At 62.6% G+C, this 12272-nt stretch carries 10 protein-coding genes; 7 read left to right on the forward strand and 3 right to left on the reverse strand.

Translation table 11 applies throughout. The annotated features are described in order from the left end of the window. Window positions 1-23: 23 nt before the first annotated feature. Together H2O77_RS15535 and H2O77_RS15540 are read right to left on the reverse strand one after the other, a co-directional pair. On the reverse strand, window positions 24-353 hold the full coding sequence (locus tag H2O77_RS15535) for a multidrug efflux SMR transporter (protein ID WP_043334608.1): 330 nt from the start codon (window positions 351-353) through the stop codon (window positions 24-26). Between the two features lie 4 nt (window positions 354-357). Continuing rightward, a complete protein-coding gene (locus tag H2O77_RS15540) occupies window positions 358-807 on the reverse strand; it encodes a PACE efflux transporter (RefSeq protein WP_215823498.1) in 450 nt (149 codons plus the stop codon). A gap of 141 nt (window positions 808-948) precedes the next feature. Between H2O77_RS15540 and H2O77_RS15545 the strand changes: the two genes are divergently transcribed. After that, window positions 949-1875 (forward strand): LysR family transcriptional regulator, encoded by a 927-nt coding sequence (locus H2O77_RS15545; RefSeq protein ID WP_192839139.1) that lies wholly within the window; start codon window positions 949-951, stop codon window positions 1873-1875. A 6-nt stretch (window positions 1876-1881) separates the two neighbouring features. Here H2O77_RS15545 and H2O77_RS15550 read toward each other — a convergent pair whose 3' ends face one another. Next, window positions 1882-2571 (reverse strand): SAM-dependent methyltransferase, encoded by a 690-nt coding sequence (locus tag H2O77_RS15550; RefSeq protein ID WP_215823499.1) that lies wholly within the window; start codon window positions 2569-2571, stop codon window positions 1882-1884. Window positions 2572-3049: 478 nt separating this feature from the next. Here H2O77_RS15550 and H2O77_RS15555 point away from each other — a divergent pair, with 478 nt between their 5' ends. From H2O77_RS15555 to H2O77_RS15580, 6 genes are all read left to right on the forward strand, one after another. Continuing rightward, entirely contained in the window at window positions 3050-4924 is a 1875-nt protein-coding gene (locus tag H2O77_RS15555; RefSeq protein ID WP_215824640.1) for a beta-ketoacyl synthase, read from the forward strand. Window positions 4925-5151: 227 nt separating this feature from the next. Then, complete coding sequence (gene coaD / locus H2O77_RS15560) at window positions 5152-5661, forward strand: pantetheine-phosphate adenylyltransferase (RefSeq protein WP_043334599.1); 510 nt, start codon at window positions 5152-5154, stop codon at window positions 5659-5661. A gap of 10 nt (window positions 5662-5671) precedes the next feature. Beyond that, window positions 5672-5929, forward strand: a complete 258-nt coding sequence (locus H2O77_RS15565; protein WP_043334597.1) for a YfhL family 4Fe-4S dicluster ferredoxin — start codon at window positions 5672-5674, stop codon at window positions 5927-5929. A gap of 512 nt (window positions 5930-6441) precedes the next feature. Beyond that, window positions 6442-9372 carry an MASE3 domain-containing protein gene (locus H2O77_RS15570; RefSeq protein WP_215823500.1) on the forward strand — a complete coding sequence of 977 codons (2931 nt, stop codon included), beginning with the start codon at window positions 6442-6444 and terminating at the stop codon, window positions 9370-9372. Window positions 9373-10089: 717 nt separating this feature from the next. Further along, window positions 10090-10683, forward strand: a complete 594-nt coding sequence (locus H2O77_RS15575; protein WP_084589322.1) for an outer membrane beta-barrel protein — start codon at window positions 10090-10092, stop codon at window positions 10681-10683. Window positions 10684-10902: 219 nt separating this feature from the next. Continuing rightward, a complete protein-coding gene (locus tag H2O77_RS15580) occupies window positions 10903-12186 on the forward strand; it encodes an MATE family efflux transporter (RefSeq protein WP_215824641.1) in 1284 nt (427 codons plus the stop codon). The last annotated feature ends 86 nt before the right edge of the window (window positions 12187-12272 follow it).

Raw genomic sequence — 12272 nt, forward strand, 5'->3', positions numbered from 1 at the left:
GGAGGCGCCGTGATGCCCCTAGCTTAATGAGGACTGGCGCTGGAAAACAGATGCAGGACGGCGACACCGCCCACGATCATCGCCAGCCCCAGGATGGCCGGCAGGTCCGGCATCTCGCGATAGACCACCGCGCCGAACACGGTGACCAGCACGATGCCGAGCCCGGACCACACCGCATAGGTCACGCCCAGCGGCAGATCACGCAGTACCAGCGTCAGGAAATAGAAGGCGATGCCGTAGCCCACCACCACGATCACGCTGGGGCCGAGTCGCGAAAAGGACTCGGAAGCCTTGAGCGCGCTGGTCGCGATGACCTCCGCCAATATGGCCACTGCCAGGAAGACATAACTCATCGAATCACCTCGTATTGTGGGGGGCCAGCTGCTGCTCACGCGCGGCCTTGCGCGCCAGCAGACGACTCATCACGGCATCGAACAGCGGATTGAAGATCATGGCCCAGACCAGGAAGAAGGCAACGAAGCCCAGATCCAGCAGCAATGCCTGCCACAGCCCCAGGTCGAGCCAGGCGGCCACGATGAAGACGGTCACCAATACCAGGCCGAGCTCGAAGCCGAGTGCCTGAGCGATGCGCTGGGTCGCGCTGCGCTGGCGGGTCGGCACCCAGCGATCGAACATCCAGTTCCAGACCGTACTCCAGATCACCGCCAGTGTGGACATCACCACCGCCAGGCTGCCCATGCTCGCCAGGTCATGCCCCGTGACCAGTGCCGACAGCGGCGCCACGATCAGGATACCGCCCAATTCCAGCAATCCTGCCTGGGCCAGACGTTCTTTCTTGGAACGCATGTCATACCTCCTCTCGATCACCGCGTGTGATGCCGGATGGGCTGAACGACGCGGATGGAGGAGGCATTCTAGAGAGATACAAGATGGTTTAAAGTTGGTATCCATCTATTATTCAGATGGATCAAGGCGCGAGGCGAGGCAATGAACTGGACACTGGAGCAACTGCAGACGCTGCGCTGCGTGGCGGAGACGGGCTCGTTCTCGGCGGCGGCGCGGCGTCTGGGTCGCGCGCAATCCGCGGTCAGCACCGCCATCGCCAATCTGGAACTGGACCTGGGCTGCGAGCTGTTCGATCGCCGTCCTCGCACGCCGGTGCTGACGCCCGCGGGCGAGGCCATGCTGCATGAAGCCAACAGCGTGCTGATGCAGTGCCAGCGCTTGGAGGCACGCGCCCGCACCCTCAGCCAGGGGCTGGAAGCCAGCCTGACGCTGGCGATCGATGAGGCGCTGGTGGAGATGCCGCCGGTGATGGCAGTGCTGGAAAAGATGGCGGTGCAATACCCGACGCTGACGCTGAATCTGCTCAATGGCGCGCAGGATGAGGTGGCCCGCTGGGTGGAGCAGCACCAGGCCAACCTCGGCATCCTGTTCTATCAGCCGCTGGGTGTCATGGCGCTGGAGCGCGAGGCGCTGGGGCGACTGGAGCAGGTGCTGATCGTGGCACGCGATCACCCGCTGGCGCAGCTCGAGAGCCCGACCCACAGTGATCTGGCCGATCACCGCCAGCTGATGATCGGCCAACGCCAGCAACTGGAACCCGGCCACGAGGGGCCACGCTCACAGCGCTTCTGGCAGCTCAACAGCTTCTATGCGATGGCTGAGCTTACGACGCGCGGACTGGGCTGGGCGCAGGTTCCGCGCCATATCGCCCACTACCCGCCCTTTCAGCAGCGCCTGAAGATTCTGGACTTGAGCGCGCTGGGCGCCACCGCCGACATCGATATCGAACTGATCTCGCGCCGCGACAGCCCTCGCGGCCCCGCGGCCAGCTGGCTGCGCCAGTCACTGCGCGACACCTTCCACAACAGCCACGCCGCTATCGCCAACCAGAACCTGCCACCGGCGTGATTCGCGTCAGACCTGCAGCGGGTAGCGCTCGGGCGTGTGTTCAAGCAGGCATTCGAGTCGCCACAGCGCCTGGCCAGACTCGTGATACTTGCGCTCGAAGTGCGTCAGATAATCGCCCTGCGGCTCGAAGGCGTGCGCCGTCACCTCGACACCGGTGGCATGCCCGATGGCCTGGGCGAATTCCCGGGCGTAGATCTCCCAGTTGGTGCGCAGCTCAAGCTGACCGCCCAGCGCCATGATGATCGGAAACACCGGGTGGCCCTGCCAGCGCATCTTGAGATGGCGCGCCTTGGGATAAGGATTGGGGTACAGCAGGGTGTGATGCGCAGGTGCCCAGCCCGCGGCAAGCGCCAGGCGCCAGAAGTCGACGAGGTCCGCGCGCACCAGCAAGGCGTTGTCCGGCAGCTCGCCATGCTTGCGACTGAGGCGGTCTTCGCTGCGATCCACACCGATGACGGCATGGTCCGGATGCGCCAGTGCCAGCTGACGGGTCGATCGCCCGACGCCGCAGCCACTGTCCAGCCACAGGGGCTTCGCCTGAGCCGACAACCACTGTTGCGCTTGCAGGAACGCTTCGCGGGTATGCTCCGCCACGGGCTTGCGCAGCGGATGCGCCATCGCACGGCGCACGCGACGCTCGATATCCTCGTGGGGGCCGGTCTGGGGAGAATCGATCTGGCGGGAGTTGGCGTACATCAGCAGTTCCGATAGCAACGGGCAGGAAAATCACGCGCGGAGTCTAGCAGATGCGCCTGCATCGGGCTGCGCCATATGGCGTACAGCCCATCCGGGGCCGGCGGCGCAGGAAGGCCTGGGCACAAAAAAAGGCGCCTGCCTCGCGGCACGCGCCTACACCAACTCAAACAGCCACGACAGAATGGCAGCTTGTGATTCTAAAATCAAACAAACGTTTAATCACGATCATCCCGTGCCATGGCGAGTACAAAAACAGGCCGCCGAGACTCGCACTGAGCGCAGAGATATCGCACAGTGTTCGCAGCAAGCGCTCGCTGGCGCGCCCGCGTAGAGGCGGGGGTGCATGACGCCTGTATTGAGGGGGTGTTATCATCCGCCCATCATTTGGACGAATATCCGCAGAGGTATCGCCCAGACCAACGACTCACAGTATTTTTACGAGGAAAGCGGCTTGTCACACTTACCGGTGATCGTCGGCATGGGCGGCGTCAATGCCGCCGGCAGAACTTCGGGCCATCAGGCGTTCCGACGCACGGTGCTCGACTCCCTGCCGGAGACAGACCGTCAAGAGACCCTGCTGGGTCTCGCGTCGCTCATGAACCTCGCCCGCTGCGATGATCAGGGCCAGTGGTTCGATGCCGAAGGCCAGCCCGCCGAGGCTCAGGCGCTTGCGGAGCGTCTGGCAGACCAGGTGCTGTCCCACACCCTGATTCGTCGCATTGAAGACGAGCGCTTCAACGCGATCGGCATTCCTGCCAATCGCCAGTCAAAGCTGACGCTGGGCCAGGACTTGACCTTCACGCTGCGCAGCCGCCAGCTGCCGGAACAGCCGCCCGCTGAGTGGCAGATCCGCGAGCTGGACAACCGTCATGTCGAAGTCACGGTACCGGCCGGCGAATTCGATGTCCTGCTGCCCGATCATCGTCAGGCGCTGGTGCGCGCCGCGGGTCAACTGCCCAGCGGCTTCGCGCCGGAGCAGCTCTACCGCAGCGTGCATCACCCGCGCGGCCTGTCGATGACCATCTTCGGCGCCAGCGACTGCCTCGGCGACAGCGGCCTGGACTGGGATGCGCTGCGCGATAGCCTCGATCCGGACGATATTGCCGTCTACGCCGGCAATTCCATCGGCCAGATGGATGCCGAAGGCTGGGGCGGACTGATGAAGTCCTTCGTGGCCGGCGAGCGCGCCACCTCCAAGCAGATGCCGCTGGGCTATGCCCAGATGCCCGCCGACTTCCTCAATGCCTATGTGCTGGGCAATGTCGGCGGCGCTGGTGCCGCGATGGGCGCCTGCGCAAGCTTCCTCTACAACCTGAAGCTGGGCCTGAACGACATCCGCAGCGGCCGTCGCCGTGTGGTGATGGTCGGCACCGCCGATGCGCCGATCACGCCGGAAGTCATCGAGGGCTTCCGCAGCATGGGCGCCCTGGCCGATGACGAGAGCCTCAAGGCCCTCGACGCGCTGGAAGTGCTCACCGACAGCGATTACCAGAAGGCCTGTCGCCCGTTCGCGCGCAACTGTGGCTTCACCATCGCGGAAGCGACCCAGTTCGTGATCCTGATGGCGGATGATCTGGCGCTGGACACCGGCGCTCGCATCATCGGCAGCGTGCCGGACGTGTTCGTCAATGCTGACGGCTGGAAGCGCTCCATCTCGGCACCCGGCGTCGGCAACTACATCACGCTGAGCAAGGCGGTGGCGCTGGCGCGCGATATCGTCGGCGATGAAGGCGTGCGCCAGCGCAGCTTCGTGCACGCCCATGCCACCTCCACGCCGAAGAACCGCACCACCGAATCCCACGTGCTCAATGAAGTGGCTCGCGCCAACGACATCCAGGCCTGGCCCGTGGTGGCGGTAAAATCCTTCGTCGGCCACAGCCAGGGCAGTGCCGCGGGCGATCAGGCGGTATCGGCGCTCGGCAGCATGGCGACCGGCATCCTGCCGGGTATCCCGACGCTGGATGCCATCGCCGATGACGTGCATCACAGCCACCTCGACATCCGCCGCGAGGCGCGCGAGTTCACCGCGGACGTCGCCTTCATCAATGCCAAGGGCTTCGGTGGCAACAACGCCAGTGGCGTGGTGCTATCGGCAGACGTCACGCTGAAGTTGCTGGCGGCGCGACATGGCGAGGCGGCACTGGCCGCCTGGCGTGAGCGCAGCGGTCTCTGCGAGCAGCGTCGCGCCGACTATCTGGACAAGGCACAGCGCGGCGAATTCACGCCGACCTATCGCTTCGGTGAAGGCGTGCTCGAAGGTCCGGAGCTGGAGATCACGGATCGCGAGATCCGCATCCCCGGCTATGCGAAGCCCGTCTCGCTCAAGGTCGACAACCCCTTCGGTTCGCTGTAAGCCAGGCTCGCTGCAAGACCGGCTGGCTACCCCTCCCGGGTTGCGCACTCGCTGACGAATCCCCTCGCGCGACTGGCAAGCCGCGCGAGGGGTTCTACACTCGGCGTACCGGGGGAGCCGACGGCGCGACAGCCACTGCGCCCCGGCCTTCTGCGGCTCCTCATCCTTCGTCGTCCACTGCAGCCGGTCACCAGGCTGACCCGCTGCCGACAGAGCTCGAGTTCGTCATGCCCAAGAACATTGCCGTCTATCCCGGCACCTTCGACCCGATCACCAATGGCCATACCGACCTGATCGAGCGCGGCGCCCGCCTGTTCGACAAGGTGGTGGTCGCGGTGGCTTACAGCCCCAGCAAACGCCCCGCACTGCCGCTGGAGATGCGCATCGATCTGGCACGCCGGATTCTGGCGCATCTCGACAATGTCGAGGTCATCGGTTTCAGCTGCCTGCTGACAGAGCTGCTTGAGCAGCAGAATGCGCGTATCATTCTGCGCGGCCTGCGTGCGGTCTCCGACTTCGAGTACGAGCTGCAGCTGGCCAACATGAACCGGGCCCAGGCACCGCACGTCGATAGCCTGTTCCTGACCCCGGAATTACAGAACTCCTACATTTCATCGACCATCGTGCGCGAGATATCGCGTCATGGCGGTGACGTGTCGCGTCTGGTGCATCCGCTGGTGGCCGAGACCCTCGCCCGGCATTTCTCCGCTACCGACGACGACACCGCCACAAGCTGAGGACAGCATCATGGCCCTGATCATCACTGATGAGTGCATCAACTGCGACGTCTGCGAGCCGGAATGTCCCAATGGGGCCATCTCGCCGGGGGAAGAGATCTACGTCATCGACCCGGACCTGTGCACCGAATGCGTCGGACACTTCGATGAGCCGCAATGTCAGCAGGTCTGCCCTGTCGACTGCATCCCGCTCGACCCGGCCAACAAGGAAAGCCAGGAAGAGCTGATGGACAAGTACCACATCATCACGGCCGCACTCGGCAACTGATTGCCGCCTGCTCCGGCAGCCGTCATGACGATGACATGGCCTGTACTGCGCCACATCCGTCGTGACGGCTGCTGCTTGCTTCTTGCCTGACACCTCCTGCCTTCTCCGCAAGCCCTCTCTATAAGCTCTTTCCTCAAGCCCTTTCCTCAGGCTCGGCCCTGACTGACGCTTCAGCGCCTGACTAGCCAACGCGGCGCCTCTTGCTGCAAGACACCAACGGGTAACGTAACCGACTGGCGCTAACACCGACTGGCGACACACTTCGTTCGCGATCAAGACCTCCCGCTCTACCCGCCAGTGTCTGCTCCTGCCGTCCTCCCTGCTGGCCCCGCTGCTGACATGGCCATACAGCATCGTGGCTCCCAGCCTGCTCTCGGCCCCTGCCTGAACGGCTACGCAATTAATACCAAACGCTACGCCAGGTTATTTTCTGTTAGGATAATGTAAACAATCTATTCTATCCTGTAGTTATCCAGTCACCGGTCATCCCCTTTCACGCGCACGGATTGCCCATGTCCTCTCGCTCTCTCTCTACCGTTCTCAAGCGCCCCTTCCTGGGGACACGCACACAGCTGCCCAATGCCGGCACGGCGATGCTGCTTGTCATGCTGGCGATCATGGTGGTCTTGATCGTGGTGCCGCGTCCGCAGCTGTTCAGCTCGGTCGGACATTACCTCGTCCCGCATTCACTGCTGGAAATGGGCGCGATACTGGTCGCACTGATGTCTGCCGTCTCCATCTTCCAGGGGCACCGTCGGACGCTGCCGACCAGCTTTCTGGTCATGGGATGCGCCTTCATGCTCTCCGCCTTCTTCGACATGGTGCATATCTTCAGCTACGACGGCATGCCCGACTTCGTCAGCGAAGCCTCCGTCAGCAAGGCCATCCACTTCTGGCTGGCAGGGCGGACCGCCTTCATCATCGCGCTGCTGGCCCCCTGCCTGCTGACAGCCCGCCCCGTGCCGCGTCGCTATCTGCCCGTGGCCTTTGGCTTGACGCTCGCCATCGGGCTGGCGGTGAGCTGGGCAGGCCTCTTTCATCTCGACTTCCTGCCAGAGTCCTTCATCGTCGGCAGCGGCCTGACCGCCTGGAAGATCGGCTACGAGTGGGCCCTGGCGCTGAGCGCTGTGCTGGCCGCGGTACTTCTGCTCGGCGCGCGCCGACTGCCTGAAGGCACCAATGCCGGCTGGCTGGCGGTCGCGGCGCTGGCCACGGGAATTTCCGAACTGTGCTTCACCCTTTATGCCACTGCCTTCGATGTCTTCAATCTGCTCGGCCATCTGTACAAGGTGGTGGCCTACGCGATGATCTATCACGCCATCTATTCATCGCGCATGGTCTACCCCTATCAGCAGCTGCAGAAGATGAGTGACGCCCTGGGCGAGGCCGAACAACGCTGGCAGTTCGCGCTGGAAGGCTCAGGCGCCGGCGTCTGGGACTGGAAGCAGGATACCGATCACGTCTTCTACTCTCCGCAGTGGAAGGCGACGCTCGGCTTCCAGGAACACGAGATCGGCAGCAGCTTCGATGAGTGGAAGTCACGCATCCACCCGGATGACATGCCGCGCACCCTCGACGACCTGAAACAGCACTTTGAAGGCCACAGCACAGAATATCGCAACGAGCACCGCATGCTGACGCGCAACGGTGAATGGAAGTGGATCCTCGATCAGGGACGCGTGGTGGAGCGTGCCGAGGATGGCCGGCCCCTGCGCATGATCGGTACTCACAGCGATATCGACTGGATCAAGGAGCAGCAGCAACGCCTGATCAGCAGCCGTGCCCGTCTGCGCTCCATCTATCACTCCGCCCCGGTGGGCATCATCGTCGCCGACCGGGATGGCACCATCGCGGATGCCAACTCGGCCATGCATGCCCTATTGGGCAAGAGTGATGCCGAGCTTTTCCAGCAATCGCTGTGGGGGCTGTTCTCACTGGACGAGATCAGTCGCATGAAGCGTGCCTGGGGCCAGCTGCAGCGCGAAGGCGGCAGCTTCCAGGACGAATACCACATGCAGACCGACACGGGGCAGATGTTCTGGGCGGAAGTCACCCTCACGCCGCTCGAGGGCGAGGAGCGCACCCTGGTATTGATCAACAATATCGAGGACCGCCGTCGCGCCATCGAGTTGCTCGAGGAGAACGCGACCCTGTACCAGGAAGTCTTCAGCACCGGCAACGCAATCAAGCTGCTGATCGACCCGGAGCTTGCCGAGATCATCGATGCCAACCCGGTCGCCGCCGACTTCTATGGCTACAGCATCGGCGAGATGTGCGGCATGCCACTGGGCCGTATCAACGTGCTGGCCAGCCAGTCGCTCTCCAAGCGCATCCGTGCGGTCGTCAACCGTACCGACAACCACTTCGAGGCCAGCCATCAGCTTGCCAACGGTGAATTGCGTGATGTCGAGATCTTTACCGGCCCGGTGGACCTGAACGGCCGCACCCTGCTGTTCTCTATCGTTCACGACATCACCGACCGCAAGCGTGCCCAGCGCGACCTGCAGGCCGCCAACCTCAAGCTGTCGCGACTCTCCGAGAGCCGCAGCCAGATCCATCACCTCGCGGAATGCCTGCTGACCTGCTCTCAGCTCGATGAGATCATCACCCAGCTCAATGTTCGTCTGCCCAGCCTGTTCGCCGGCTGCGAAGGCAACGTGACCCTGCATGACCCGAATGACATCAATCAGACGATGCATATCAACTGGGGGACACCACCCACCGATGCTCGTCACCTCAAGCAGACGCTGACGGTCGGGGATGGCCAGGTGGGGGAATTCGTGCTGCTGATCCCGCCGGAAGAGGACAGCCTGGAACGCCTGCAGCCCCTGGCGGAAGATGTCAGCCACCTGGTGATGCTGGCACTGGCCGACCTGCAGCTGAAGCGGGGTCTGGCACATGAGGCGCGCAAGGACACGCTGACGCGCCTCTTCAATCGTCGTCACCTCGATGAGGTGCTGCCCCAGAAACTGGCCGAGGCCAGCATCGGCAACCCGTTGTCCCTGGTGGTGCTGGATCTCGACCACTTCAAGCAGGTCAACGATACCTACGGCCACGAGATGGGCGATCAGGTCCTCACGCGCCTGGCCAACCTGATACGTGAGTCGCTGCGCAGCTCCGATGAAGCCTGTCGCTACGGTGGCGAGGAGTTCGTGATCCTGATTCCCGGTGCCAGCGCAGCGGTGTCACGCGCACGCGTCGAGGCCATTCTCGAAGCCTTCCACGAAGAAGTCTTCGAGCATGAGACCCTGGGGCCGCTGACCGGCTTGAGCTTCTCCGCCGGAGTCGCCAACGCGCCGCATGACAGCCAGGCCACCGACGCGCTGTTCAACATGGCCGACAATGCGCTCTATGAGGCGAAACGCGCCGGACGCAAACGCGTGCTGTGCTTCAACTCACTGCCGCCTGCAGCCGATAGCCACGCCAGGCAACCCGCGCACTGACCCCCTCTCTCACCACCCTTCAGACACGACAACGCCGACCCTCGAGGGTCGGCGTTGTCGTGTCTGAATCATCGAGCTATGGCTCGTCTCACATTTGCCATATTCCTTCAGGTCTTACATTTCATCAGCACGTCGGCTCAACTCACACCCGAGGCAGCGACGGAATGTCGCTTCCGCGGGCGTCTTGACCAACGTCTCTGCTGTAGCATCCAGATTCCCTCCGAGAGCCGCGAAGGGGGCAGACACCAGGAAGACTGCCGTGCCAGCGACTGTCGTCAACAACAACAGGGGGCGCCCTATCAATGCATCTGCCACCATGGCGCCGGCTCCCGGTCCTGACTGCTCCGGTTCACCAGGCAGGTCCAGCGCCTGAGCGGGCATGGCCATGGCAAGAGCCATCGCCCCACCCACCATGAGCCCCAACCATCCTTCTCGTCTTGTTTTCATTCCCCTCACTCCCTGTAGGCTGCATGGATGCGCTCGCGTCCCTATCGGTATGACGGCCTGTTGGCGCACTGCTCCACCCAAGTGTATCAGGTGAACTCATTCCAGCTGGAGATAGTGCATGCCAAGTGATCAACGTAGAGGGTGCGTCGCATCAAGGATACTGTGTCGAGAAACCTCATAATACAATATGACGATATATTAAATCTGTGGTGATATTATATAACTCGTACGGAACCATCATAATCAACAACACACGCAAGGATATTGATCATGTTTGCAAGGATGCTGTTTACTGGCGCTATTCTCTTCTCTGCGGCACAGGCGCATGCCGCCAGCGACACCGCTCCTTCTGATAAATTCTATCTGGGCGGGGGAGCCGGACAGGCTGTCTATCACAGTGACACTCTCGATGATATCGATGACTTCGAGGGCACCAATGTTGACGAAAAGGATGCCGCTTATACCCTATTCGGCGGTTATCGATTCAACCCGAACTTCAGCATGGAAGTGGCTTACGTCAACCTGGGAGAGGCAACGGGCAAGATCAGCGGTGTTGGTCAGGTCGCGTCTTTTGAGGTCGATGGTGTGTCGGCTGCACTGCTGGGTCGCTTGCCGATAGATGGCGGCTTGAGCGTGATCGGACGCATCGGCGTCATCAAATGGGACTCTGAAGCCAAAGTATTCAACGAAAAGGAAAAGGATAACGGCACTGACCCTCTTTTCGGTGGCGGCCTTGAGTACAGCAATCAATCCCTTTTCGCCCGTGCTGAATACACACGCTATATGCTCGATGTGGATAGCGGCAGCTCCGATGAAGATGTCGACATCGATCTGTGGAGCCTGAGCGCTGGCATGTATTTCTAAAGAGCGACTCTAGTTTCTTTTACTAAACGTCAAGAATCATCGCCTGTATTGATGCCCTGCAGAGTTTCTGCGGGGCATCAATACATCCGGGGCTCCTACATGGCATTGACGACTTCCTGCGCAAGGGTAGGCTTGTAGCTCTTGAATGGAGCGCCAATGACCGATTCCCCACGCCAAACCGACATCTCCTCGCCTCTCCCTCCTAGCGCCGATCGCCATATGTGGCGCCTGGCCTGGCCCATCATCCTTTCCAACATTTCCGTGCCGTTGCTGGGGCTGGTGGATACCGCCGTGGTCGGGCATCTCGAGGATGCGGTGTATCTGGGCGCGGTCACGCTGGGTGCGGTCCTCTTCAGCTTTCTGTACTGGGGCTTCGGATTTCTGCGCATGGGCACGACCGGCATGACGGCACAGGCCCATGGCCGTGAAGACCACGATGGCCTGCGCACCTTGCTGGGCCAGGGCATCGGGCTGGCGCTGGCCATCGGACTGGTGTTGATCATCGCCGGCTCGCCGCTGATCACCCTGGGGCTATCACTGATGGAGGCCAGCGAGACCACGCGTGCCCTGGCCCATGACTACGCCAGCATCCGCCTGTGGTCGGCACCGGCGGTGCTGATCAACTACGTGATTCTGGGCTGGTTCCTGGGGCTTGGTAATTCGCGCGTCACGCTCGGCATCCTCGTGCTGACCAATGGCGTCAACATCCTGCTCGATCTGGCCTTCGTGCCCGGGCTGGGCATGACCAGCGATGGCGTGGCGCTGGCCAGCGTGATCGCCGACTACTGTGCGCTGGCCACGGGCCTGTGGCTGGTCGCCCGCCAGCTCAGACGCATGCCGGGGCACAGTGACCGCGCAGCGCTGCTGTCTCTCCCCGCCTGGGGCGCGCTGATCCGCGTCAATCAGCATCTGTTCGTGCGCACCCTGTGCCTGCTGGGAGCGACGGCCTATTTCACCTCGCAGGGTGCCAGCTTCGGGGATGATGTTCTGGCGGCCAATGCGGTGCTGCTGCAGTTCGTGATGATGACGTCCTATGCACTGGATGGCTTCGCCCAGGCGGCGGAGTCAGAAGTCGGGCGAGCCGTCGGCCAGAACGACTGGCAACGCTTCGCGCGCAGCGTGGGAGCGGCAACCCGCTTCTCCTTGATCACCGCGACAGCGGCCAGCGGCCTGCTCTGGCTCTGCGGGCCGGCGTTGATCCACCTGCTGACCGACATTCCCGAAGTCCGTGCCCTGGCCACCCTCTATCTGCCCTGGATGGTCGCCATGCCCCTGGTCGCGGTGTGGAGCTACCTGCTGGACGGCATCTTCATCGGTGCCACGGCGACGCGTGAAATGCGCAATACGCTGGTGGTATCCCTGCTGGCCTTCATCGGCCTGTGGCCGCTGCTCGAAGGCTTCGGCAATCATGGACTGTGGCTGGCCTTCCTGCTGTTCACCAGCGTGCGCTCTGCCGTGCTCGGCGGCTACTACCTGCATCATCGCCGCCATCATTGGCGCTGATGCCATGCCCGTTGAAGCTTCCAGCAGGTTGATGCAGCGCTGAAAGGCTTGCCGCTGGCATTGGCGCGCCACTCGACCATCGCGCG

It is taken from the genome of Cobetia sp. 4B (assembly GCF_018831605.1).
Classification (GTDB): domain Bacteria; phylum Pseudomonadota; class Gammaproteobacteria; order Pseudomonadales; family Halomonadaceae; genus Cobetia; species Cobetia amphilecti.

Coding starts and splice junctions, on each gene's coding strand:
- H2O77_RS15535 (WP_043334608.1), bottom strand. CDS start 353: ATGAGTTATGTCTTCCTGGCAGTGGCCATATTGGCGGAGGTCATCGCG.
- H2O77_RS15540 (WP_215823498.1), bottom strand. CDS start 807: ATGCGTTCCAAGAAAGAACGTCTGGCCCAGGCAGGATTGCTGGAATTG.
- H2O77_RS15545 (WP_192839139.1), top strand. CDS start 949: ATGAACTGGACACTGGAGCAACTGCAGACGCTGCGCTGCGTGGCGGAG.
- H2O77_RS15550 (WP_215823499.1), bottom strand. CDS start 2,571: ATGTACGCCAACTCCCGCCAGATCGATTCTCCCCAGACCGGCCCCCAC.
- H2O77_RS15555 (WP_215824640.1), top strand. CDS start 3,050: ATGGGCGGCGTCAATGCCGCCGGCAGAACTTCGGGCCATCAGGCGTTC.
- coaD (WP_043334599.1), top strand. CDS start 5,152: ATGCCCAAGAACATTGCCGTCTATCCCGGCACCTTCGACCCGATCACC.
- H2O77_RS15565 (WP_043334597.1), top strand. CDS start 5,672: ATGGCCCTGATCATCACTGATGAGTGCATCAACTGCGACGTCTGCGAG.
- H2O77_RS15570 (WP_215823500.1), top strand. CDS start 6,442: ATGTCCTCTCGCTCTCTCTCTACCGTTCTCAAGCGCCCCTTCCTGGGG.
- H2O77_RS15575 (WP_084589322.1), top strand. CDS start 10,090: ATGTTTGCAAGGATGCTGTTTACTGGCGCTATTCTCTTCTCTGCGGCA.
- H2O77_RS15580 (WP_215824641.1), top strand. CDS start 10,903: ATGTGGCGCCTGGCCTGGCCCATCATCCTTTCCAACATTTCCGTGCCG.